This is a genomic window from Vreelandella sulfidaeris (genome assembly GCF_042429665.1).
GTDB lineage: Bacteria > Pseudomonadota > Gammaproteobacteria > Pseudomonadales > Halomonadaceae > Vreelandella.
In genome coordinates, this window is record NZ_JBHMAC010000010.1 from 745569 (window position 1) to 770429 (window position 24861).

The 24861-nt window shown below is 56.8% G+C and carries 21 protein-coding genes; 13 read left to right on the forward strand and 8 right to left on the reverse strand.

Annotated features, from left to right (window positions below; translation table 11 throughout):
• Positions 1-33: 33 nt before the first annotated feature.
• Both ACFFLD_RS08375 and ACFFLD_RS08380 read left to right on the forward strand, forming a co-directional pair.
• Entirely contained in the window at positions 34-1254 is a 1221-nt protein-coding gene (locus tag ACFFLD_RS08375; RefSeq protein WP_386039067.1) for an extracellular catalytic domain type 1 short-chain-length polyhydroxyalkanoate depolymerase, read from the forward strand.
• 188 nt (positions 1255-1442) lie between these two features.
• The gene (locus ACFFLD_RS08380) at positions 1443-3068 is read left to right on the forward strand and encodes a methyl-accepting chemotaxis protein (RefSeq protein ID WP_386039069.1); all 1626 of its coding nucleotides are present in this window, start codon (positions 1443-1445) and stop codon (positions 3066-3068) included.
• Between the two features lie 115 nt (positions 3069-3183).
• Here the strand turns inward: ACFFLD_RS08380 and ACFFLD_RS08385 are convergent, their stop codons facing one another.
• Positions 3184-5124, reverse strand: a complete 1941-nt coding sequence (locus ACFFLD_RS08385) for an exoribonuclease II (RefSeq protein ID WP_386039071.1) — start codon at positions 5122-5124, stop codon at positions 3184-3186.
• Positions 5125-5285: 161 nt separating this feature from the next.
• On the opposite strand from ACFFLD_RS08385, the gene ACFFLD_RS08390 reads away from it, so the two are divergent.
• The 7 genes from ACFFLD_RS08390 to ACFFLD_RS08420 all read left to right on the forward strand — a co-directional run bounded on the left by ACFFLD_RS08390 (position 5286) and on the right by ACFFLD_RS08420 (position 12903).
• Positions 5286-6083, forward strand: a complete 798-nt coding sequence (locus ACFFLD_RS08390) for an HAD family hydrolase (RefSeq protein WP_386039073.1) — start codon at positions 5286-5288, stop codon at positions 6081-6083.
• A gap of 115 nt (positions 6084-6198) precedes the next feature.
• Complete coding sequence (locus ACFFLD_RS08395; protein WP_386039075.1) at positions 6199-6924, forward strand: response regulator; 726 nt, start codon at positions 6199-6201, stop codon at positions 6922-6924.
• A gap of 106 nt (positions 6925-7030) precedes the next feature.
• Positions 7031-8446: an ATP-binding protein gene (locus ACFFLD_RS08400; protein ID WP_386040413.1), complete on the forward strand. Its 1416-nt coding sequence runs from the start codon at positions 7031-7033 to the stop codon at positions 8444-8446.
• A 110-nt stretch (positions 8447-8556) separates the two neighbouring features.
• Positions 8557-9816, forward strand: coding sequence for an ABC transporter substrate-binding protein (locus tag ACFFLD_RS08405; protein WP_386039077.1), 1260 nt, complete (start codon positions 8557-8559; stop codon positions 9814-9816).
• 148 nt (positions 9817-9964) lie between these two features.
• Positions 9965-10891, forward strand: coding sequence for a carbohydrate ABC transporter permease (locus ACFFLD_RS08410; RefSeq protein WP_386039079.1), 927 nt, complete (start codon positions 9965-9967; stop codon positions 10889-10891).
• Positions 10884-11762: a carbohydrate ABC transporter permease gene (locus ACFFLD_RS08415; protein WP_386039081.1), complete on the forward strand. Its 879-nt coding sequence runs from the start codon at positions 10884-10886 to the stop codon at positions 11760-11762. Before ACFFLD_RS08410 ends, ACFFLD_RS08415 begins: the two co-directional genes overlap by 8 nt.
• A gap of 19 nt (positions 11763-11781) precedes the next feature.
• On the forward strand, positions 11782-12903 hold the full coding sequence (locus tag ACFFLD_RS08420) for an ABC transporter ATP-binding protein (protein ID WP_386039083.1): 1122 nt from the start codon (positions 11782-11784) through the stop codon (positions 12901-12903).
• 65 nt (positions 12904-12968) lie between these two features.
• Here ACFFLD_RS08420 and ACFFLD_RS08425 read toward each other — a convergent pair whose 3' ends face one another.
• The 5 genes from ACFFLD_RS08425 to ACFFLD_RS08445 form a co-directional block, all read right to left on the reverse strand.
• Positions 12969-14609: a BCCT family transporter gene (locus ACFFLD_RS08425; RefSeq protein ID WP_386039085.1), complete on the reverse strand. Its 1641-nt coding sequence runs from the start codon at positions 14607-14609 to the stop codon at positions 12969-12971.
• A gap of 129 nt (positions 14610-14738) precedes the next feature.
• The gene (locus tag ACFFLD_RS08430; RefSeq protein ID WP_386039087.1) at positions 14739-15785 is read right to left on the reverse strand and encodes a YcjF family protein; all 1047 of its coding nucleotides are present in this window, start codon (positions 15783-15785) and stop codon (positions 14739-14741) included.
• Positions 15782-17170 (reverse strand): YcjX family protein, encoded by a 1389-nt coding sequence (locus ACFFLD_RS08435; protein WP_386039089.1) that lies wholly within the window; start codon positions 17168-17170, stop codon positions 15782-15784. Before ACFFLD_RS08435 ends, ACFFLD_RS08430 begins: the two co-directional genes overlap by 4 nt.
• 75 nt (positions 17171-17245) lie before the next feature.
• Entirely contained in the window at positions 17246-17437 is a 192-nt protein-coding gene (locus ACFFLD_RS08440) for a hypothetical protein (protein ID WP_386039091.1), read from the reverse strand.
• Positions 17438-17496: 59 nt separating this feature from the next.
• Positions 17497-18366, reverse strand: a complete 870-nt coding sequence (locus tag ACFFLD_RS08445; RefSeq protein ID WP_386039093.1) for a D-hexose-6-phosphate mutarotase — start codon at positions 18364-18366, stop codon at positions 17497-17499.
• 192 nt (positions 18367-18558) lie between these two features.
• Here ACFFLD_RS08445 and ACFFLD_RS08450 point away from each other — a divergent pair, with 192 nt between their 5' ends.
• The 4 genes from ACFFLD_RS08450 (at position 18559) to ACFFLD_RS08465 (ending at position 23414) form a co-directional block, all read left to right on the forward strand.
• Positions 18559-18801: a GlsB/YeaQ/YmgE family stress response membrane protein gene (locus ACFFLD_RS08450; protein ID WP_007111094.1), complete on the forward strand. Its 243-nt coding sequence runs from the start codon at positions 18559-18561 to the stop codon at positions 18799-18801.
• Positions 18802-18987: 186 nt separating this feature from the next.
• The gene (locus tag ACFFLD_RS08455) at positions 18988-21453 is read left to right on the forward strand and encodes a DUF1266 domain-containing protein (RefSeq protein WP_386039095.1); all 2466 of its coding nucleotides are present in this window, start codon (positions 18988-18990) and stop codon (positions 21451-21453) included.
• A 94-nt stretch (positions 21454-21547) separates the two neighbouring features.
• Entirely contained in the window at positions 21548-22177 is a 630-nt protein-coding gene (locus ACFFLD_RS08460; RefSeq protein ID WP_386039097.1) for a C40 family peptidase, read from the forward strand.
• Between the two features lie 46 nt (positions 22178-22223).
• On the forward strand, positions 22224-23414 hold the full coding sequence (locus tag ACFFLD_RS08465; protein WP_386039099.1) for an MFS transporter: 1191 nt from the start codon (positions 22224-22226) through the stop codon (positions 23412-23414).
• On the opposite strand, the gene ACFFLD_RS08470 is transcribed toward ACFFLD_RS08465, so the two are convergent.
• Entirely contained in the window at positions 23407-24024 is a 618-nt protein-coding gene (locus tag ACFFLD_RS08470) for an ABC transporter ATP-binding protein (RefSeq protein ID WP_386039101.1), read from the reverse strand. The two genes, ACFFLD_RS08465 and ACFFLD_RS08470, sit on opposite strands and share 8 nt — an antisense overlap.
• The gene (locus tag ACFFLD_RS08475; protein WP_386039103.1) at positions 24017-24853 is read right to left on the reverse strand and encodes an ATP-binding cassette domain-containing protein; all 837 of its coding nucleotides are present in this window, start codon (positions 24851-24853) and stop codon (positions 24017-24019) included. Before ACFFLD_RS08475 ends, ACFFLD_RS08470 begins: the two co-directional genes overlap by 8 nt.
• Positions 24854-24861: the final 8 nt, after the last annotated feature.

Genomic DNA, 24861 nt, shown 5'->3' on the forward strand with positions numbered 1-24861 from the left:
TTAACACTAGTTCACTTGATAGGGATGTTGACCATGATTGACACGACAATGTCGAAACGAATGGAAGAAGCCACACGCCTTACTCGCGCGGGCAAACTTAACGAAGCCATGGCGCTTCTCCAGGGTGGCGCACCCAGCGCAAAAGAGACGCATACGTCTCATGACGTTTATCCAGAGGCTTATCAGGGCGGCGATACCTTCGAAGGGACCTGCCAGGCCGTCAATGACGAAGAGACAGTACCAAGATCTAATGAATCGCCAAGATTTAATGAATCGCCAAGGCCTAAAGCATCGCCAAGGGCTAAGACATCGCCAGGAGCTAATGCGTCTGGCAGTAACCACCAAGCAAGGGCCGGTACTTTCACGACCGGCCGTTTCAGCAATCATGCCGGCACACGTGACTACAAGCTGTATATCCCCAGTGGCTATCAGGGTCAGGGATTGCCGCTACTGGTGATGCTGCATGGCTGTACACAGAACCCTGATGACTTTGCCGCGGGAACCAGCATGAATCGGTTGGCCGAAGAGCAGCGCTGCTGCGTACTCTATCCAGCCCAGCCGGCGAGTGCCAACCACTCAAAATGCTGGAACTGGTTTAACGCGGCAGATCAACAGCGCGAGAGCGGTGAGCCCGCCATTCTGGCAGGCATGACACGCCAGATTATTAACACTCATGGGCTTGATGCTTCGCGTGTCTATGTCGCGGGGCTATCGGCAGGCGCTGCCATGGCGACTACACTGGCAATGACCTATCCAGACCTCTTTGCCGCAGTGGGGGTGCATTCCGGGCTGCCTCACGGCGTGGCGAAGAGCCTTCCCGATGCGCTGGGAGCCATGCAGGGTGGCACGGGACCACTGGGTGACGGTAACAAAGCCGCCAATGGCACGTGGGCATCGAATGTGCCGGCGATTATCTTTCATGGGGACCGCGACACCACCGTGCACCCTAGCAATGCGGAGCGTGTTGCCGCTCAGTACGTCGCTTCAGGTCAAGCAAAGGCATCGGCAACGCCATCAGCGGGGAACGAAAGCGTCAAGGTGGAGCAAGGCAAGGTGGTTAATGGTCATGGCTATACGCGAACCACGTATCACAATGCTGAGGGCCAACCACGCCTGGAGCAGTGGCGTATCCACGGGGCAGGGCACGCTTGGTCAGGCGGCAGCGCCGCGGGAAGCTATACCGACCCCAAAGGCCCCGATGCCAGTCAGGAAATGCTGCGCTTTTTCTTACAGCACCGCTTGGCTGGGTCTTAACGTCACTCAATATACTCAGCAGAAAGCCTATTGAACTGTCAGTGAGACTTGGCATTGCATGGTAGTTTCAGTGAAATTTGACCAAATGATTTAACATAAATATTAGTAATAAATTGTATATAGATAGAACTAAAGTTTACGTTTTTTGTGCCGACAATCCTATCTCTCTTACTTCTTAGGACGTTTCCATGCTTTCACGGTTCAAGATCGGCACACGCTTGGCGTTGGCGTTTGGTTTGGTTTCGCTATTTCTCCTCGGGACCTTAATAGCAGGGGTGGTGGGCATCACCGTTACTAAAAATACCGCCCAGAGAACCTTGGACACGGATGTAGCGTTAGCGAGCAATGCAGCGGAAATCCAACGCCTTTCGCTGCAAGCGCGACGCTTTGAAAAGGATATCTTCATTAATATCGATAGTCCTGAGCGGGTCGCGGACTATCAGCAACGTTGGGTTACCACTATCGAGGAAATCCAGACGACCTTTGAGGCGGGAGGAGAGCTTTCCGAACGCAATAGTCTGGCGTCTTTGTATCAACAAGCCCAGGAAGTTCTGCAAGGCTACGTTGATGGCTTCATGACCGTTTACCGTCAGATTGAGAGTGGCAGTATCACCGATACTTCCCAGGCCAACCTGGCGCTTGGTGACTATAAAGAAAGTATCTATCGGCTGGCAGACTTGGCGGACGAAATCAGTCTAGTGGCGGATGCGGGTGTTAAAAACGCCAATGAGACGATAAATGCGGAGTACAGAGCGACCCTTTGGCAGCTGTGTATCTTTGCAGGGGTGGCGTTGTTAATGGCGGTGGCGTTGGCCATTGCCATTACCCGCAGTATCGTACTGCCATTACGCAGAGCCGTTGAGGTCGCCCAGCGTGTAGCAGAAGGTGATTTACGCCACGATATTGTCTTCACCGGACGTGATGAAACCGCACAGCTCTTAAGCTCTATGGCGCATATGAGCCAGGAGCTGACGACGCTGGTCGCCTCACTACGTGACTCAAGCGAAAATGTCTTGCACGGTGCTAATGAGATTGCCCAGGGCGGACAGGAGCTTGCTTCCCGTACTGAGCAGCAGGCAGCCGCCTTGCAGGAAACGGCTTCCAGCATGGAGGAGATGACGGCCACGGTCCGCCAGAACAGTGACTCAACCAAAGAGGCCGATACGCTGGCCCATAATGCGTCACAGCAGATGCACAGTGGCGGTGAAGAAGTGTCGCGAAGCGTGGATTTGATGCGTGAAGTGACGGCGGCCTCACTCAGTATGAACAAGATTGTTGAAGCCATCGATGCGATCGCTTTTCAGACCAATATTCTGGCCCTGAACGCCTCCGTGGAAGCGGCGCGTGCGGGTGAGAAGGGCCGTGGGTTTGCGGTGGTGGCAACTGAAGTACGTTCGCTGGCAAGCCGCAGTGCCACGTCAGCTAACGAGATTCGCAACATGCTGGATGATACGCGCAGCAAAATAAAGCTGTGTTCTGATCAAGCGGAGCGGGGGGCAACCACGATCGGCGCAACGGAAACGATGATCCAGCGCCTCGCCCTGCTGATGGCCGAAGTGTCTTCAGCTACTCGCGAGCAAAGCAGTGGCATCGAGCAGATTAATACCGCGATTACTGAAATGGACTCAACGACTCAGCAGAATAGTGCGTTGGTTCAACAATCGACGACGGCTGCATTTTCTCTCGAGGAGCAGGCTGGGCGTCTTCGCGAGCTGGTGGCGGCATTTCAAATTGATGACGCGAAGCTAAACCAGCTAGCGGTACACAAGCCCGCCATGGCCTTACCTTCGAGAGCCGTACAGGCGGCGTTTTAATCAGCGACTGACAGATACAACAACGGCGCCTCCAGGGCGCCGTTGTTGTTGATCGACAGGCGGTATTGATGCCGCCGGCTGATTCAGTTTACCAGCAGGCTTTACTCAACGGGCTTTACTCAACGGGCTTTGCCACTAGCGAACGAGTCTCTTCGCGCGCTTCGGTCAATGCGACACGAAGCGAATCGCCCAGCTTGTAACGCTCTACGTCTTCGATCTGTATACGCCCCTCTTTGTCGTCAATCACGACCTTGCTGCGGTCGCTGTGCATCAACGGGGCAGGTACAAAGGCCGTCGCGCCATTTTCCACTAACCGCACACGCATACCACCACGATTGATAGCCATAACTTCGGCCTCAAACGTGTCCTGATTTTGCGCCGCAGGCGTTAGATAACGCACATAGAGCCAATCTTTCACATCGCGCTCGGCCATACGGTTCAAGCGACGACGCTCGGTCAACTGCTCGGTGAGCTGCTGGGTAGCCTCGGCGGGCGCCTGCTCGCCTTTCAGTACGCGCTTGATCAGGCGGTGGTTGACCATATCGCCATATTTACGAATCGGCGAGGTCCAGGTCGCGTACGCTGCTAAGCCCAGGCCAAAGTGCGGGCCGGGTTGGGCCGACATCATGGTAAAGCCCTGGAAGCGGCGCAGGCGCGCGTCCAGCCACGCATCATCGCGGCTTTCCAGCGCACGCTTAAGCTCGGTGTAGCGGGCAAGTTCCGTCAGCGCTTCACGCTCGACCACAATCTCCTGACCGGCCAGGAACTCCTGGGCAGCCTCGGCTTTTTCGGGCTCAAAGGCGCGATGCACATTAAAGATGCCGTGACCGATATGGCTTGCCAGGAAGTCCGCACAGCAGGCGTTGGCCACAATCATCGACTCTTCGATCATGCGGTTGGCAATGCGGCGCTCTTCGGTGCGCACCGCCAGCACGTTACCGGCGGCGTCCAGATCAAACACGTAATCGGGGCGATCTTTAAATACCAATGCATGTTCGTTACGCCATGCGGTACGTGCCTCGGTTAAATCACGCAGCGCGGTGAGCTGCTCGGCAATCTCATCCGCGGGAGCCCAATCGCCTTGACCTTCAATCCAGTCGGAGACGTTGTCATAAACGAGCTTGGCATGGGATTTCACGTTCGCCGCAAAGAAACGATACTCGCCCTGGCTGCCATCAGCGTTAATATCAAGCGTACACGCTAGCGCCGGACGTTCCTGATTTTCCCACAGCGAACAGAGGTCGTCGGCCAACTGCTCTGGCAGCATGGTGACATTCTGGCCCGGTAGGTAAACGGTAAAGGCACGTGTGCGTGCTTCTAGATCAGCCGCATGGCCCTCTTCCACGTAAGCGGTGGGGTCGGCAATCGCCACGCTCAACCGCCAGCCGCCTTCGGCGCGGGTGGCGACATGCAGGGCATCATCCATATCGCGGGTCTTTTCACCGTCGATAGTGAAGAAAGGCATCGCGGTTAAATCTTCGCGGGTAAGCCCTTCATCTAATAGCGGCCAATCGCTACCTGCATCGGGGCACTCCTGCTCTAACGCATGGCGGGCCAGGGTAACGCGCCACGGCACTGCCGGGTCGTCACTTTTGGCAACCAATTCATCGATCTGGGCAAAGAAGGCCCGGTCGTCGGCTTTGAGCGGGTGACGTACCAGGCGTGCAACGACCCAGTCACCATCCGCAATGGTGTCTTCATCCAGGCTGCGCTTGATACGCGATTTGAGCACATTCTTGATCGACGGGTGGTCGGGCACCACGGCCAAGCGACCTTCGCGTTTTTGCACGCGCGCCACAAACCGGTCCAGCCCCGCTTCAATCAGCTTTTCGGGTTCGACGGATTTTTTGTCACCGTTCTCGTGGATCACCGCTTCCACGCGGTCACCGTGAAGGACTTGCTTCATGGCGGGCGGCGGTACGAAGTAGGATTCACCGTCGTCGGTTTCGAGAAACCCGAACCCTTTTTCGGTGGCTTTGATCACCCCTTCAGCGCGGGGGGTGGTTTGACGAATCTGTTGCTTGAGCTGGGCAAGCATGGCGTTATTCTGAAGCATGAGCTCAATCAGTTGGCGAGAGTTAGGCTGCCACTATACGGATTCCCGCAGGCCGCGCCAATTGTCGCCATGTTAAGTTGACGCTGGTAACGGCGCGTCAAAGGCTTACATGCGCTCAAAAGAATCGGTTAAGCTAAATGCCCATGCCGACGGAGCGCGCTATGACACCCCGCCTGATTGTTTCTGACCTGGATGGCACGCTGCTGGGCAGCGATCATCGATTACACGCAGACACCATTGAGGTGCTGAGAACCCTGGTGAGCCACGGGCACCAGTTAGTGCTCGCCTCGGGCCGTCATTACGCCGACATGCGGGTGTTCAGGGACCAGCTCGACGTGCCTATACATCTGATCAGCAGTAACGGCGCCTACACCCACGACCCGGACGATCAGTTGCTGAATGCCAACCACGTTGACCCTCGCCAGGCCGCGGCACTGATTCGACTGCCACGTCCGGACGGCGTGCGCTTGAGCCTGTATATGGATGACGCCTGGTATATCGATGCCGAGATGCCAAGCTATCTGAACATGCACGCTGCCACAGGCTTTACTTATCAGGTCGTGCCGCCTGCAAAGATGCCTACCGAGGGAATCGGCAAGATTCTTTATGGCGGGCCTCCTGATGCGCTGTTTAAGATCGAGACAGCGATACGCGAGATCAGCGACGGCATGCTGCACGTGACTTACTCAACCAGCGATTCACTGGAGATCATGGCAGGGGGCGTCAATAAGGGAGTGGCGCTATCGGCGCTGCTCAAACGACTCTCGATTGCGCCTGAAGACTGCCTGGCCTTTGGCGATAACCTCAACGATGTCGAGATGCTGAGCCTGGTGGGGGAGCCGCACTTCATGCTGAACTCGCATCCGGAAATGGCCGGGCATCTGAAGACCGCACGCCAGATCGGTCATCACGGTGAAGCGGCCGTCGCGGTGCTGTTGCGCGAGCGGTTTGGGCTATAAGCACGATAGGTTATCGTGCTAATGCAACCTTGGTCGTAGCGGTATTGCTACTCCTTGGCACCTCCACCATCATCAAGGCCCAAAACGACAACAGCGTAGGGCTGAACCCGCGGCGATGACGATACCCCCTGCTACTTTGATTGTGGTCGATGATGACCCGGAAATTTGTGAACTGCTTGCGGACTACCTGGGGCGGCACGGCTACCGGGTTTTCACGGCAGACGGTGCGCAGGCATTACACACTCTGCGCGCTGAACATACCCCTGATCTATTGATTGTCGATCTGATGCTGCCTGGTGACGACGGCTTCACCATCTGCCGCGATGTTCGCAAGCATAGCGAAGTACCGATTATCATGCTGACCGCCAGCGCCGATGAGACCGACCGTATTCTTGGTTTGGAGTTGGGGGCTGATGACTATTTAGGCAAACCGTTTAATCCCCGCGAACTGCTGGCACGTATCAAAGCGGTGCTGCGCCGTACCCGACATACTTCTCCCGTGCTGCCCGCTGGGCAGGCGCGTTGGGTCAGTTTCGGCAATTGGCAGCTTGACCGTATGACTCGCGAACTGATCGACCTAAAAGGGGAGCGCGCCGCGCTTTCCGGCGCTGACTTTCAGTTGCTCCAGGTATTCTTAGACCATCCCGCAACGATATTGACCCGCGATGATCTCTACACTCTTACCCGTGGGCGGGATGCGCCGCCGCTGGATCGCTCCATCGATGTTCATGTGTGCCGCCTGCGCCAGCGGCTGGGGGAAGATGCCCAGCATTCTCAACTCATTCGCACCGTTCGCGGAGCAGGCTACGTGCTGACCGCTCAGGTAGATGCACTGACGTGAATACGCTCACGTGAACAGGGAGAGGTGGGTAACGACACGACGCCGCTTAGTCAAACGCCTCGCTCGTTGGCTGCCGGCCTCGCTGCGTGGTCGCTTCGTCATCATCATGATCGCCGGAGTGCTGGCTGCTCAGGGTGCCAGCTATGCGATTTGGACGTCCCAGGTTCGCTCCAGCCACTTGGCGCAGTTGGACGAACTGTCGGTCAATATGGCGTTTAGCATCGCCTCCACCATGAAGTTTTTCCGCTCGCTACCTGTCGATTATCGCCACATCGTGTTGGATCAGTTGCGCAATATGGGGGGCACGCGCTTTTTCGTGAGTGTTAATGAGCGCAGGTTGAGTGTTGAAGACATCGGCTCGGGCCCGGAAAAAGACGTGGTCGTGAACAATGTACGGTCGGTGCTTACCCAGCAGCTCAACATTGACGATGTGATTGTCGAGTTTTCTCGCCCGGAAGACCTGCGTGTGTTCAATAACGAAGTACTTCTTTACGACCTGCCGCCTCGCTGGGGCCAGCATAGCCTGCTGATGGAACCGCTCTCGCCACCGATTTTAGTTGTTCAACTGGAGCTTGCCCCCAATACCTGGCTATACGTGGCCACCCTGCTTGGGGTGCCGGATATTTTCAGCGGTTATCGCTGGCTATCCGAAGAGCGGCTGCTGGTAGGGTTCTTAGTGTTGTTGAGCGTGCTGGCGCTGTCACTGTTGGGCATTACCAGCGTGACCCGCCCCCTGGCGCGGCTTTCAAGGGCTGCCAATCAGCTCGGCGATGATCTGGATATGCCGCCTTTAAGAGAAAGTGGCCCTAAGGAGGTTGCCGCCACTGCCGCTGCGTTCAACCGCATGCAGCGGCGCATCCGCGAGCAGATCGAGGAGCGCGAGCGGCTGTTCTCCGCCATTTCCCATGATTTAAAAACGCCCTTGACGCGGATGCGCCTGCGCGCCGAGATGCTCGATGACGACTATCAGCGTGAGCGGTTTTGCGCCTCTTTGGATGAGTTGGACAGCTTGGTAAAAGGCGCGCTGGCTTCGGTAAAAGGTCTGGACTTACATGAGGAACCCGAGCCTATCGACCTATTGGCGCTGTTGGAGGAGCTGGCTGAAGCGCTTCGACTGCAGGGCGGCAGCGTCCAGATCGAACAAAGCGTCAGCCATCCGGTTGCTCCGCTTATCGCCAAACCGTTAGCGCTGAAACGCTGTCTGGCTAATCTGCTTGAAAACGCCATCTTCTACGGTCATCGGGCCGAGGTTCAGCTACTCGACCAACGAGACGTCGTCATCCTACGTATTCGTGATTACGGCCCCGGCATCGCCGAGGATCAGTTAGGGCGGGTATTTTCACCCTTCGTGCGCCTTGAACCTTCACGCAGCCGATATACCGGTGGCAGCGGGCTTGGGTTAGGCATCGCCCGACATATTGCCCGTGCTCATGGCGGCGATATCGTGCTTTCCAACCATGCGGTAAAAGGGCTGATAGTGACGCTGACGCTACCTCGGCAGGAAACTATTACAGGTTTGTAATAAAGCTCTAACACTATGCATTAATCGGTAACTCCCGTTACGGCTTGCCTTGGAGTAGTCTCCTAGTGGCAAACGTCCGAGAGGACAATAACAATATCAGGAGTGACTCCATGTTGACGTTGAAAAAAACCACCCTTGCGCTTGCCTTGGCAGGCGCCACGCTCGCAACCACCGCCCAGGCTAACGAAGTGGAAGTGCTGCACTGGTGGACCTCCGGTGGTGAAGCCCGCGCCGCTAACGTGCTTAAAGAGCTGATGGAAGCTGAAGGCTACGGCTGGCAGGACTTTGCGGTCGCTGGCGGCGGCGGTGAAACCGCTATGACGGTGCTTAAATCCCGCGCCATGTCCGGCAACCCGCCATCGGCTGCCCAGATCAAAGGGCCCGAAATTCAGGAGTGGGGTGAGCTTGGCTTGCTGGGCGACTTGAATGACGTTGCTGAGGCCGAGGGCTGGGACGAACTGCTGCCCGAGGTAGTAGCCAATATCATGCGCTATGACGGCCAGTACGTCGCGGTGCCTGTTAACGTACACCGTGTCAATTGGCTGTGGGCCAACCCGGACGTGCTGGAAGCCGCGGGGGTTGAAATGCCTACCACACTGGATGAGTTTTTCGAAGCAGGCGAGGCTATTCGCGACGCGGGTTACGTGCCATTGGCCCATGGTGGACAAGCGTGGCAGGACGCGACCGTCTTCGAAAGCGTACTGTTAGGTGGTCAGGGCAGCGAGTTTTATCAGAAAGCATTGGTAGAGCTAGATCCTGAAGCCTTGGGCGGCGAGCAGATGATTGATGCCCTTGAAGATTTCAAACGTACCCGAGAGCTAATGGACGAGGGCATGCCGGGGCGCGACTGGAACATCGCCACGGCCATGGTGATTGAGGGTGAGGCAGGTATGCAAATGATGGGGGACTGGGCGAAAGGCGAGTTCACCGCTGCCGGTCTGACCGCTGGGGAAGATTACCTGTGTGCTGCAGCGCCGGGCTCACAAGATGCCTTCACGTTTAACATTGATAGTCTGGCCATGTTCCGGGTATCTGACGAAGGCGAGCGTGAAGCTCAACAGGCGTTGGCCCGTTTGGTGCTTGAACCCACTTTCCAAGAAGCGTTTAACTTGGCGAAAGGCTCCATTCCCGCGCGTCCTGACCTCGACATGAGTGAGTTTGATAGCTGTGCCCAGCAGTCGTTGGCTGATTTCCAGCGCACCGCTGAAGAGGGCGGTCTGGTGCCGAGTATGGCTCACGGCATGGCGGTTCGGGCCGATGTTCAAGGCGCCATTTTCGACGTGGTCACGAACTACTTTAACGACGCCGACATGAGCGCCGAAGAAGCGGCCGAGCGTATGGTGAGTGCTGCCCAAACAGCCTCGTTTTAGGCGCTTAGCGTTAACGTTTTCCCGCTTGCGTTTTCCAAGCTAGGTTGTCCCTAGGTTAACGTTTTCCAGGGCAACGTTCCCAGGTGCCGCCGCAACGGCGGCGCCTACTCGCCTGGCAAGAACCCTTCTTCATGAGAGATATGTCCCCATGAAAAATACCCCTGCGGCCCGCTTAGAGCCTGCTGCTAAGCGGTCGACGCCATCCGGTGGTTTACAGGCGTGGCTGCCGCGTCTGGTGTTAGCGCCATCGGTGGCCATTTCACTGTTCTTTGTTTACGGCTTCATGTTGTGGACCTTTATTCTATCGCTCACCAGCTCACGCATGCTGCCCAGCTACGACTTTGTGGGCTTTGGCCAATATGCGCGCCTGATGGCTAATGAGCGCTGGTGGGTTGCCTCTACTAATTTGATGATTTTCGGCGTGCTGTTCGTCGTTACCTGCCTGGTGATCGGGTCGCTGTTAGCGATTTTATTGGATCAAAAGATTCGCCAAGAGGGCGCATTACGAACCATTTATCTTTACCCCATGGCGCTGTCGTTCATCGTGACCGGTGTGGTGTGGAAGTGGCTGCTGAACCCTCAGCTAGGTATTCAGGCAATGGTGCAGAGCTGGGGATTTGAGTCCTTTCGCTTTGATTGGATCACTGACCCCGATATGGCCATTTATACCCTCGTCATCGCGGCGGTCTGGCAGGCCTCCGGGTTTGTCATGGCGCTCTTTTTAGCCGGGTTGCGGGGCATCGACGACAGTATCGTCAAGGCCGCACAGTTGGATGGTGCGAGCCTGCCGCGGATTTATTGGCGCGTGGTAATGCCGTGCCTACGCCCGGTGGTGTTCAGCGCGGTGATGATTTTGGCTCATATCGCCATCAAGAGTTTTGACCTGGTCGTGGCGCTGACCGGCGGCGGGCCAGGATACGCCACCGATTTGCCTGCCACCTTTATGTATGCCCACGCCTTTACCCGCGCCCAGATTGGTTTGGGCTCTGCCAGTGCCATGTTGATGCTGGGCGGCGTATTGGCAATTTTGATTCCTTATCTCTATTCCGAATTAAGGAGCCGCAAGCATGGCTAATGTGATTCGCCGTCAAACGCCCGCTGCGCGGCTGGGCCGCGGCCTGCTGTATGGCGTACTGATACTCGCCGCGCTGTTTTACATTTTGCCGCTGGTGGTGATGCTGATGACATCGGTAAAGCCGCTGAGCGAAATCAGTGCAGGGACGTTGTTGTCGCTGCCGCAAAACCCCACCCTGGCACCGTGGACAAAAGCGTGGGGCGAAGCCTGCACGGGGATGCGCTGCGAGGGGGTGGGAGGCTACTTCTGGAACTCCTTTGCGATCGTGATTCCAGCAGTACTGATCTCTACCAGCATCGGTGCCCTCAACGGCTACGCGCTGACCAAATGGCGTTTTAAAGGGTCTGAATTAGTCTTTGCGCTGATGCTGTTTGGCTGCTTTATCCCTTTCCAGGTGGTGCTGTTGCCAATGGCGCAAACCCTGGGCTGGTTGGGCATCTCCAGCTCCCGCGCCGGTCTGATCCTGGTGCATGTGGTGTTCGGTATTGCGTTTACCACGCTATTTTTCCGTAACTTTTATGTGGGTATTCCTAATGAGCTTGTGTCAGCCGCGAAACTGGACGGGGCAGGCTTCTTTCGCATTTTCTGGCGTATCTTGCTGCCTGTTTCGGCCCCCATCATTGTGGTGTCGGTCATCTGGCAGTTCACCCAGATATGGAACGACTTCTTGTTCGGTGTGGCGTTTTCGGCTCATAACACCCAGCCGGTTACCGTGGCGCTTAACAATCTGGTCAATACCTCCACCGGCGTGCGCGAATACAACGTTGATATGGCAGCGGCCATGATTGCCGCGCTACCGACGCTGGTGGTGTACGTGCTGGCAGGCAAATATTTCGTGCGCGGGCTGACCGCCGGTTCCGTCAAAGGCTAAGAACAACAGGATTTTTACAATGGCAGCGCTAGAAATTCACAACGTGATTAAAGAGTTCGGCAGCGAGCGGGTACTCAAAGACGTCAGTATCTCGATCGATTCCGGCGATTTTCTGATATTGGTGGGGCCATCGGGCTGTGGTAAGTCCACGTTAATGAACGCCATTGCGGGGCTTGAGCCGGTTACCTCTGGCAATATTTATATCGATGGTGAAGATGTCACCTGGCGAACTCCCGCGGAACGCGATATCGCCATGGTGTTTCAATCTTACGCACTCTACCCGAGCATGACCGTGCGCCAGAACATCAGCTTTGGTCTGGAAATGCGCAAAGTACCCAAAGCCGAGCGCGAACAGGCGGTGGAGCGGGTAGCAGATTTGCTGCAAATTACCCATCTGCTGGAGCGTAAGCCAGCCCAGCTTTCGGGTGGGCAACGCCAGCGGGTCGCCATGGGGCGGGCATTGGCTCGTGAGCCCAAGGTGTATTTGTTCGATGAGCCGCTTTCCAACCTGGATGCCAAGCTGCGCGTGGATATGCGGACCGAGATCAAAAAGCTGCATCAGCGGCTGGGCACCACGATTGTTTATGTGACCCATGATCAGGTCGAGGCAATGACCCTGGCAGACTGTATCGCGGTGATGCGCGATGGTCGAATTCTGCAGTTAGGCTCGCCAGACGAGGTCTACAACAACCCGGTGGATATGTTCGTGGCGGGCTTTATGGGGTCGCCGTCGATGAATTTTATCGACGCTACCCTGGAAGAGCCGAACGGGGGATATCAATTGCGCATTACTACCCAGGGCGAAGACGACTTGCTCCTACCCTGGCCTGAATCGCGCTATGCAGAGGAGCTTGCTGGCCGGGTCGGTAAGCCCGTGATTCTGGGCCTGAGACCCGAGCATTTCAGCGAAGAAGATGAGCGTTTGACGTCACAGGCTGAGGGAACATTGCTGAACACCAGCGTGGCCGTGGTGGAGCCCACCGGGGCTGATATCTTGCTGCGCTTACCGCTGGGCGAACATGAGATTACCGCCCGTGTTGGCCCTAAATGTAATGTGAAGGCCGGGGATCGACTCGCACTAAGGGTGGATATGGATCGGGCGATTCTGTTTGATGCCAAGACCGAACAGCGCATCGCTTAAACGCGTCAGACGTCTAGGTTAAAACTAAAAGGAGCCCCGCTGGTATCAGCGGGGCTCCTGTCGTTTCAGGAGCGCAATTGGCGAAGCTCACCATTGAGCGCCTTGATAATCGAATAGCACATCAGCAGCATTACGATGGAGAAAGGAATCGCCGTCGCCGTTACCCCCGCCTGCAAAGCGGTTAGGCCGCCGCCAATGAGCAGTACAATGGCGATAAGGCCCTCTACGATCGCCCAAAACATGCGTTGGGGGCGGGGCGCGTCAATCTTGCCACCGGCGGTAATGGTATCAATGACCAGCGACCCCGAGTCCGAGGAGGTGACAAAGAAGATTAATGCCAGCACGATGCCCAAGGTCGACATAAGGCCGGTTAGCGGTAACTCGTTTAGCATCCCAAACAGCGATAGCTCGGGCCTGTAATTGTCGATGACATACTCTTTAACCAGGCTGCCGGCAGGATCGGCGTAGAGCTGGTCAAGCGCCGTTGAACCAAATACGCCCATCCAGATAAAGATAAACATACTGGGTACTAGCAGCACGCAGATGACGAATTCACGTACCGTGCGGCCCCGCGATACCCTGGCGATAAACATGCCGACAAACGGTGCCCAGCTTACCCACCACGCCCAGTAGAAAATGGTCCAGTCTTGCCGATAGGCGTCGTCCTCACGACCAAAGGGGGCCGATAAGGGAATAAACTCAGTCACATAGGTCGAGAGACCATTCCAAAATCCCGTCAGGGCTACCAGCGTAGGGCCCGCGAACAATACGAAAAAGAAGAACAGGACAGCCAGCACCATATTGATTTCAGAAAGCTTTTTCACCCCGCCCTCAAGACCGCGCCAGACCGATACTAACGCCACTGCGGTCACTAACACGATGACGATGACCTGGGTGGTCGTGCTTACCTCCAAGCCAAAGACAAAGTTCATGCCAGCGTTGGCTTGTTGCGCGCCAAGCCCGAGCGAGGTTGCCAGCCCAAACAGGGTCGAAAACACCGCCAGAATATCGATCACATGCCCCCACCAGCCCCACACACGCTCACCCAGGATAGGGAAGAAAGCCGAACGAATCGAGAAGGGCAGCCCTTTGTTATAAGTGAATAAACTGAGTGCCAAGGCCATCACGACATAAACCGCCCAGCCATGAATACCCCAGTGGAGATAAGTGCCCGCCAGGCCCAAGGCAGACGCATCAGCGATCGCCTCGGGGTTCAGTTCGCCGTCGGCGCCAAACGGTGAAGCGACGCCCAGGGGAAGGGAAACATTGGCGTGATAGACCGGCTCCAGCACGCCGAAAAACAGTAAGCCAATGCCTATTCCGGCAGTGAACAGCAACGCGAACCACGACAGGTAGCTATGCTCTGGGCGAGCATCAGGCCCGCCTAGTCGAACCGATCCGTAGGGTAGAACCACCAGGGCCAGACAGAACACAATGAAGAAATCGACCAGTATCATGAAGTACCAGTCCAGTGTACCCGTCGAGAAAGCCACAATGGACTGGAACACGCTGGCTGCCCGCTCAGGAAACGCCAGCGTGAAAATAATGAAGATGACTGATGCCAAGGCGGAGACCACAAACACGCGGTTGTGGATATCAAAGCCAAAGGGGCCGAACTTGCCTGTGATGTTGTCTTGCCCGACCACGTAGTCGGTCTGCATATCGTCACTCGTGGAGGGTGACTCGGGTTGGCTGGGGGAGCTCATAAACTACCTCTCTCGTTAGAGGGTTGCCATGTCAATGGACCATCATGCTGGTCATTAACGTTTAATCCCAGCGCTTTGCACAAAGTAGCGTGGCGTTGACGTGTTGAAGAGAGGCAGTAAAACGTTTTATTAGCGTTGGTGGCGATCTTGGGAGACCGTTTCTTTATCGAGTCGCTTGATCTGTCGCCATAGATCTTGGCGCAGGTCGGCCATTTTGGGCTGTTCATCGATGGCGAAAGGCACTGGACGACACAGACGCTGAGCGCGAAGGCCAAGGCGAGCGCTCAATAAACCAGTGGCGAGGCCTTGTCCGGCTCGGGCAGAAAGGCGCCCGGCCAAATCAAGGGAGAGCATATCCATGCTGGCGTCGGTAGCCAGTTCACTGGCGCCGGCAAAGGCCATGTTGTGCAACACATTACGAAACAGACGCAGGCGGCTGGCATACCCCAGCTCAAGCCCGTATAGCCGACATAGCCGATCTACCATGGCCAAGCTTCGCCAAGCCACCAGCGCCATGTCCACCAGCGTTAGCGGGCTGACGGCGACCATAATGGCGGTTTCACCCGACATGCGGGTAATCAAACGTTGGGCTTCGCGGTCGCGAGGGGCCAGCAGGTGATAACGCAGCAGTGTTTGGATCTCTTCTCCGCTGTGGTGCGGTTGGCTGGCGCGTTGAAACGCCAGCCAGTGAGGATCATCGTCCGCCAGTTTGAGCTGGCGACGCAGCTGATCGGCCATGGCGCGAGCCTGGCGTGGCGAACGCAAGGGCAGTTCAGCAAGGTTGCCGCGTAGTTTGTCGTGACGCTTGAGCCGGCGCAAACGGCCCAGCTCCTTGAGCAGCGAAAGGCCGCCTAAACCAATCAGACTGATGCCAAACAGTTGCCAGGCCATGGTGAGCCATTGAGACTCCCCCAGGGCGTCCGGAATGCCGGTAACCAGCTCCGCCGTGCCTAACGCCGCGCCGCCTGCCAGGGTAAATAAAAGCCCCCACCGGCGCTTGCGGGGCGCGCCCAAGCTGGCTGCAGGCAGCGCTTTCTCTTCTGCGGTCGGGGCTAGCGGGTGATGCTCGCTGGTGCCCGTAAAGGCTTCGCGTTGGCGTAGTGATGGGGCCTCATCAGCGAGCTCTTCCGGTGCGTCATCCAGCGTAAAGTGGCGGCGTGGCTGTGGGGTGGTCATGTTAGTTTATCTCCAATCAGCCAGTCGATGGCAGCATCCATGCGGATATGGTCCAGCGCTTCTGAGGTCGTTTGCATAGGACGAAAGCCTGGGAAGTCGAAGCCCTGCTGGTGCCAAAAGTTCTGAGCCGGTAAGCGGGCAGGCACATCGCCAGGGTAAACCAATACCTCTTCGCCCTCTAAAGTAGTGCCGCGTAGCGCAGGTGAGCGCTTACCTTCATGGGTTACCTCTCGCGCTTCAGTGGCCCGAATCGAGGCTAGCGAAAGCGCTTTGACGGGGACATTGGCAAAGCGCAGGTCCTTGAGTGGTTCTGCCAGCAGCGCTTCCAGCAGTTGAACTACATGGCCGTGCTGGTCGGGGGTAACGTGATCGGCCTTGGTGGCCGCTATTGCCAGACGATCAATTTTGGGCGTGAACAGACGGGTTAGCAGGCTGCGTTTGCCATAGTCGAAACTCTTCATTAGCTGGCGCAGCGCGCTGGAGAGATCTTCAAAGCGTTCGGGCCCGGCATTGAGCGCGCCGAGCACATCCACCAGCACAATTTGGCGGTCAAAGCGCCGGAAGTGGTCGCGGTAGAACGGCTTGACCACCTGCTGCTGATAATAACGAAAGCGTGCGGCCAGGGTGGCGTAAAGGCTATTAGCGGGCAAGGCCTCTAGTGTCTCTCGGGACGCATCGAGGTTTGGCAGTGGAAAGAACTGCAGGACCGGCGCGCCCTCTAATTCGCCCGGCAGTAAAAAGCGCCCTGGCTGTAAATCGGAAAAACCGGCCTGCTTGGCTCTTCGTAACCCTTGGGCATACTCCTCGGCCAGGGCGGCGAGCTTTGCTTCATCCGCTTCGCTCGCGGGATCGAGTGATTCTACCGACGCTAACCAATCGCTAAACAGGCTACGACGCTGCTCGCCTTCATGCAGTGCCTGTGCCTGGCTCCAGCTGTAAAAATCATGTTGCAACAACGGTAAGTCGAGCAGCCACTCCCCTGGATAATCGAATAGATCCAGCGTGAGGTGGGTGATTTCAGGCCTTAGCCAGCCACTTTGGGCAGGGCGGTAGCGCAGCTGCAAGCGTAACTCGCTGATACCGCGCGTAGGGTCGGGCCAGCGCGGAGGTGTGTCGCGTAACGCGGCCATGCCGGGGTCATAGGGAAAGCGCGGTACGCCGAGGTCCGGTTGGTTCAACCGCTGGGCGCCTAGCAAACGGCCTTCCCGGGCGGCAGGCAGTAAATCGAGCTGTGCTTCAACGCCCGCATGGCGCAGCTGGTTAACCAAAGAGGTCAAAAAAGCGGTTTTACCCGCCTGCGAGAGGCCAGTGACCGCTAAGCGCAACTGGCGATCCCGCCCTCGCTCTAACAGGTTACTCAATTCGCGGCTTAACGGTTGGCGCATCCTATCGATCCCTTTGTGGTTCTACTCTTCGTGACGCAACCACGTTTATACAACGTAAGACGGGCAGAGTGCCCATTACTCAAGCATCGGTAATATCAATTGTGACAGCATCGGCAGCGTGGCAATCAAAAACCCAACACCCGCCAGCACGTAGCCTGGCCAGCGTCGGGCCATTTTCTGCGCCATTGTTAGGCCAGCTAAACACACCACCATACCGATTAGATTAAAGGACAGGGTGGCTGCCTCAAGCCATAGCTGTGGATTCATCGAGTCTCCTAGGCGCCAACGTTAGGGCACATATTAACAGGGCGTTAATGAACCGAAGGTTAACCGCGGCTGAGGTTGGTGCCCAGTAAGTGCTGCGCGCCGGGCACTAGCCATACAGGGTCCAGGCGCGTATTGGCCGCTTCGACACAGATAAAGTGGCGCGCTGCCTCAGCGGGGGTGTCGCTAGGAAGGACATTATCAGGATGCCATACCACCGTGGAATCGCTCGATTGCTTGCCGATGCGCATTAAGCGCTCGCCGTCGTTGAGCAGTACCGCTTCATTGGTATGATAGATACGGTCGACAGCGCCGCTTACCGCCAGCGTGCCTTGCTGTTCGCTTTCGGCAAAGTCGCGGAGTTTGTCGAGATAACGTGCGCCGGAAAGACCTTCCAAGCGGCACTGGTGAATATCCGCCACCGCGAGATAAGTGTGCAGGGCGGCGCTGATTTTAACCGGTGTTTCACCTATGTTTTCACTGATCAACTCAACGTTGAGCCGCTGGGCGTTGGCTTGCACGACCACGCGGGCGGTGAGCTGAGAATGCAGCGAGTGTTCAGGGGAGAGGTGTAGTTCAATCCCTTCGGCATGCTCGTCCACCGCCTCCAGGCGCCAATAGGCATGGCGGGCGAGGCCGTGAAAAGGGCCGTCGTGGTTGGGGCTTTCATCAGCATACCGCTCGTCGGCAAACCACGGCCAGCAAAGGGGGATGCCGCCCCGTATGGCGCCTGGCAACGTTTGCGGTGTGGGGGTCAACCAAAGCCAGTTGCTGTCTCCATGAGGGCAAAAATGGAGCACTTGAGCGCCCTGCAGGCTGATCACCAATTCACCCCAAGGCATATTAAAAAGCACTACCTCGCGACCCTCCCACTGGGCCGTTTGCTGACCTGAGGTGTGTTGAAGTAATTGTTTCAGTGACTCGGGGATCATGAATTTTCCTTTAAGAGTGTCCACGCATCGGCATCAATAGGCGCCGAACCGTAATGCTGTGTGCTATGGTAGAACAAGCATGACTTGAAGGTAAAACACGTTGATATCATGCTGGCCAATAGGCTTGGCGAATAAACAAGCTTGGCGAATATGTATAGCTGATACCCGCAACTAAAATAGTAAGGAGACTATATGGGCTTTATTGCATGGTTAATCATTGGTGGTTTGGCTGGTTGGATTGCTGGCAACATCATGCGCGGCGGCGGTTTCGGTATCCTGGGTAATATTGGTGTGGGTATCGTCGGTGCGGTCGTTGGCGGCTTCTTGTTTAGTTTATTGGGGCTAACGTCCGGTGGATTTATCGGCTCCCTGGTCACTGCAACGGTAGGTGCTGTGGTGCTCTTGTGGGTCATTAGTAAGGTTAAAAAAGCATAGCCATGTAGCGTACGCCGTTACCTGCATGATGACCGCCCGGCCTTGAGCCGGGCGGTGTCGTTTTTAACCGACGTATTAACGCTTGTTAATAGGGTGGCTATCGGTGTTCGCGTCACTTTCCGTTACACTAGGCAGCTTTATTCCGGCGCTTGCTGGTGATGACATTGTGTTTTTTCGAGGTGCCTCTTGATCGACGCGTTAAATGCCTGGTGGGCCCAACAGCTGGTGCTGTGTGATTGGGCGTTTACTCCTCATCCGTTGGCGGTTGATGCAGGCGCCGCTGAACAGCGTCTATTGCAATTGGGGATTACCAACCGGGGAGAGCTGGCCGACCAACTGCTCCATGGGCTTGATGCGCCTGCAGGTAGCGCGGATCGCTTGCTGGGTGCGTTGGAGTGGGCGGCGCTAGCGGGCGCTGCTGGCTGGTTAGAGGCCGATCAAGCACGCACATGGGCGCATCATCTGATTCGCCGTATTGCTTCCGATTACAGTGATTTACGCGCATGGCTGGCTGATTTGCGGCGAGCGTTAGGTGCCCGTGGCTGGGAAGTAGGCGCTGACGACCGCTTTATTGATGCCTGCCAAGCGCTAGCCGACCTTGAAAGTGACGGCGACGGTATTACCTGGACCGCGCTCGAAAATGTTCTGACTGATCTTCCCACCCCGGCGCCGTTATGGCCGCAACTCCCCCAGGCTCAAAGCTGGCGGCTAGGGGCGATGTTTCGCCCGGTGATTGTCTATCCCGCTCACCACACTGATTGGCCGGAGGCCACCGACTGGCTGGCCCATGTATGGGATGTGCATGACCGCGATGCGCTACTAGGGGCGATACTCTGGCTGGGAGCCCAAGGCGAGCGTCAGCGCTGGGATATCGAGGCCCGAGAGCTGCTGGGTATGGACAATGCGCAACGTATGGAGTGGCAGCGAAGCGTAGTGCAAGACTCCCCCTATGCGCCGGTACTCAACAAGTTTGTTACCCAAGGCGAACCACTGGAGTGGGCGGCTTGGGATTGGCTGCGTATGGTCGAGCTTGCTTGGGCGGGTGCCTGCTGCGGTTGGTTAAATCAGCAAGAGGCCGACGACTTGGCGGGGCACGCCGCTGATTTAATCAGCCGTCGCTACCATGACTGGTACGCTGTTCTGAATGCCTATGGGCGTGGACAAAGTCTTTTCGATGGCATTGATCGGCGGGGGAAAACCCCCAGTGAACGCCATCAACTACTGCTTCATAGCGCTTATAGCCCTTGGAAATGCCCGCCTGGAGCGTTATTGGATGAGCCAACGCGTCAGGCTTCCCAAGCACGCATTCGGCAGTGGCGTAATACCGCCCATCATTGGCTGCTGGCATTGGCTAGTGTTCGGGAACCCGATGCAATGCTGCGCCAGATTGATCCTTCTACTCCCTTGTCGGAGGCCCAGCGCGCCGACGCAGCGATGTATTTGCAAGACTCGCTGGGCCTGCATGCAGACGAAGGCTCTCATGCGTTAGCGCGCTACTGGTTGCCCGCCCAGGCCCATCATCTAAATCAACTGGCCGCTGATGCGGTACACGGTGTTTTACCACCGTCGCAAAGCTGGTTTGGCCAGCCAACCCCGGAAGAGCTTAAACAGCGCAACGCGGTAAAGGGCGTCAGTCGTCATGCGGCGACGATTCACATGGCCGAAAAATTCGCCTTCTATTTGCATATGTCACTGGACAGCGGATTGCTGGATCGTGAGCCGCTCCTTGACTATGCCAATGCGCTGCGTAGCTGTCTGTGTCGTTTTTATCCTAATGCCAAGCGCCTGTTAGAGGCCTGGTTTGCTTGGGAAAGCTGTTTGCCCGAACCTGAGCACGCCTCGCTGATCAATGAAATCATTTGGCACATTGAGGATCCAGGTAGCCTTTTTCATTGGCTTGATTGGCGCCACGATGCCTGGCGTGAGCCGGGCAGTCGCCCCACCTTGAACCACTTTACCGCCATGTCGCTGGTCGGGCCGCTGAACAGTGCCGTGTGGAGCGAGCCCCAGCCTGAGAGTGCGCGGGAGTGCAGTGAGATCCGCGAATGGGTGGATAGCCACTACCATTTAAGCAGTGCCGAGGATATGCAGGAGTTTTTAACCTATATGCTCGACGCCGGAGACCGCCAGGAGTACCAGATCAACTATGCTCCCTATACGCTAAATCCTGATCGACTAGCCGCCGAAATTGCCATTCTCGAGTCCGGTGACTGTGCTGAAGACGAGCGCCACCATCTGCTGCGTTTACGCCGCGTACGAGATAATGAAGATGGTTGTAATGACGTGGATATGGCAGCCTGGGACATTGCGCAACTGGTCGATCTGGCGATAGCTGCTCGTCAGTTGGGCTGGCTCGATAGTACTGCTTTTGCTGGCGTGCTGGATAATGCCTATCAGCTAGCGGCGGATCACTATGCCGGGTGGCAGGAGTACGCCATGGGAATGTACGCAGGGTTCTCGTTTTTTATGGGCGAAACCCCTGAGCGTGAAAGCTTTTTAGCCGGCTTTCGCCAAGCCTTGGTTGCCTGGGTGTGTGGCGCGCCGGTGCTGGCTGGTCCGTGGGTTAGTTTGGACTTTCCGGGTAATAAACCACGCCACTTTGCACCCTTACATATTGATACATTACCGGGCGATCAGAGAACGTTACATTGAGACTCGCCAAACACATGATAACTAGCTTATAGTCGTGCGTGGAAAAATAGGTTCGATCATTACACCCTCTTTTTAATATCACGAGGTTAATCGCATGGTTGCGTTGCCACGCCCCGCTGCGACCGCTGTCCGTGTTGTCAGTGTTTGTTTATTGGTTACCTTGGTTGCTGGCTGCGCAGGCTCTTCTCGACAGAGCAACATGCAGGCCCCCGATAACTATTTCTCGATGTCGTTACCGGGAATGGGCAACAGCCCGTTAATGTCGCCGATTGACCCCATCAATGCTCAGTTACGTCATTTACAAGCACCGCCACCAACAGTGGTTCGCGAAGCGCTGATGGCACAGCACCAGCGATGGGCAGGCACCCCTTACCGACTGGGGGGCACATCAGAGATTGGCATTGACTGCTCTGCCCTGGTTCGAAACGTTTATCGTGACACCTTTAATATAGATCTTCCGCGTTCCACCCGTGGTCAGGTACATGAGGGACGCCCGATCGACCGCCAAGAGCTTCAGGCGGGCGATCTGGTGTTCTTCGATCCGCCGGGTCGCTATAACCATGTGGGGATCTACGTGGGAGAGGGCTATTTTCTACACGCCTCGACCTCAAAAGGGGTAATCATCTCTAGCCTGGATAATAGCTACTGGCGGCGTTACTACTGGCAGGCGCGGCGTGCGCTGGAGCCGACCCATATGGCTCAGCTAAGCGCTAACGCCTACTAATGCTCACGGTTAGGTATACCCGATAGGTTTTAACCATAGGAATGGCATGATTGAAGCCAAAACGCGCGCCTGGTGGCGCGCCACCTTGGCGCTTTGCCTCGGCTCATTTCTGGTTTTCATTAATCTGTATGCGCCCCAGCCGCTGTTACCCAGTTTAAAAGAAACCTATCAGGTCTCGACCTTGAGCGTCAGCCTGCTCATGTCGGTATCCACCCTCTCTTTAGCCTTGGCACTACTGGTATTCGGCCCTCTTTCGGATGCGATTGGGCGCGAAGCCATTATGCGTTTCACCTTGCTGTTGGCAGGGGGCTGTTCTCTCGCGCTGGCCTTCGCGCCTACCTTTGAAAGCTTGCTGTTACTTCGTCTGGTGCAGGGGTTTGTATTGGGCGGGCTTCCGGCGGTCGCGATCGCCTGGATGGGCGATGAGTTTGAAAAACAAGCGCTGCTGAGTGCCGTAGGGCTTTATATTGGCGCTAATTCGCTCGGGGGGATTAGCGGGCGTATTGTCGGTGGCGCCGCTGCTGAAGTGGGCGGGCCCACGGCGGCTTTTTTAGCCGTTGGTGCTATGACCCTGGTCGGCTGCGTGGTGTTCTGGCGTTTATTGCCCAATAGCCGTGCCTTTGTTCCTCAACCCTTCGGGTTGCGCAAAGCCGTCGTTGATCTGCTGGGGCATTTGCGCCGTCCGGTATTGCTTGCCGCCTACTGTCTGGGCGGCCTCAATTTTTTAATTTTCATTAATCAATATAGCTATATCACGTTTCGTTTGGCGGCGACGCCGTATCAGTTGGCCGCCAGCGGGCTGGGGCTGATTTTCTTGACCTATCTCGGCGGTACCTTCGGCTCAACCATATCGGGGCGCTTGGCCGAGCGATTTTCTCCCGCCGCGTGCATGATGGCAGGAGTGATGATTTTGATGTTGGGCACGGCGATCACCTTGGCCGATTCGCTGGTGGTGATTATCATTGGTTTAAGCATTAATGCGTTCGGTTTTTTTCTGGCCCATTCGCTGGCCTCCAGTTGGGTCGGCCGTTATGCCCAGGGGGCCAGGGGTAGTGCGTCAGCGCTCTATTTGGTGTTTTATTATGTCGGTGCCAGTCTGGGCGGTTTTTGGCTGGAGCCGTTCTGGCAATGGTCAGGCTGGACGGGCGTCACCGTGGGATCATGGCTGGTGCTCAGTGTGACGCTGATAATTGCCTTTAACCTATGGCGTTTTGAACGGCGCCACGTCATTAGCTAACCGTTAGCAATTTTCCATCCTTTAAGTGATAGCGCTGTGGGCATAGCTGTTCCAGTAGGGCGGTGTCGTGGCTAATGACCAGCACGCCCAACTGGCGCGTTTGGGCCTCCTGCTTTAACGCCTGCCAGAGCTCAAGCTGTGTGATGGGGTCGAGCATCGTCGAGATCTCATCGGCGATCAGAAAACGAACAGGTGGCGCGAGCGCACGCAGCACGCATATCCGCTGTAACTCTCCTCCCGATAGCGATTGCGGAAAACGCGTCAGCCAGCGGGGTTGTACACCAAATGCTTGACACTGAGCGGCAGAGGGCGTCCAGGCTTCTTTCAGGATCCTGCCGACCCGCCAGCGCGGGTTAACCGCGAGCTCCGGTGATTGCGGCAGCCACTGCACGGGGTGCACGCCGCGTACGGGTAGTGCCGTGCCGTCCAATCTAACGTTCCCCGTTTGAGGCGTTAAGTAGCCTGCCAGCAGTTTGCCCAGTGTCGATTTTCCTGACCCCGAATCACCGCTTAGCCCAAGCCACTGGCCCGCCTTCAACGTTAGTGAGACATCCTGCAGGAGCGGGGCGCTGGGCGAAAAATGAAAGCTCAGCTGGCGTGCTTCAAGCAATGTAGCGCCCCTTTGCCTCTTGATAAGCGAGTAAGTCTGCGGGGGCAGCGTTAAAGCCATTATCAGGCAGCGCCCGCCATAGAGCTTGCGAATAGGGCTGGGTCAGCGCGCTGCCTGCCCCTTGAAAGGCGCAGGCGCGCGCGGTTTCGACCAGCTTGCCATCGCGCATAATCGTGACGTGGTCGGCAATCGGCAGGGCGTGGCGCAAATCGTGGGTAATCAGTATGACCGTTTTGCCTTGTTCGGCCAGTTCGCGTAGCGCATTCAGCACACGCTGACGCTGCTGCGGGTCCAGGCCAACGGTGGGCTCATCTGCAATGACCAGTTGGGCTTGGCTAACATGCGCCATCGCGGTGAGTACTCGGCGAGCCATGCCGCCGGAAAGCTGATGGGCAAAGGCGTGTTGGGCACGGGCGTCCAACTGGTAATGATCCAACGCGTGTTGGGCGGCGTGACCGGCGTTGGCAGATGTGTGCCCGGCGCGTTGTGCCGCCCATGTCACCTGTCGGTGGGTACGTATCAGCGGGTCTAGCGCGTTAAGCGACTGCGGGATCAGCGCCAACGCCTGGCCACGGAGCAGGCGTTGGCGTGACGCATCCAGCGGTTTGCCTTGATAGCCAAGCTGGCCGCTTAACCGTGAGGACGAAGGCAGCAGGCCCATGATGGCATACGCCAGGAGGCTCTTGCCGGCGCCCGACGCCCCCACCACCGCATGCACGCCGCATGGCTGAAAGCGTAGTGTTAGATTGTCCAGGCAGGTCGCCCACTCACGTTTCCACCAGGTGAGGTAGTAAGGCAACTGTAGTGATAAGTGCTCAATGGTTAACATGGCAAGCC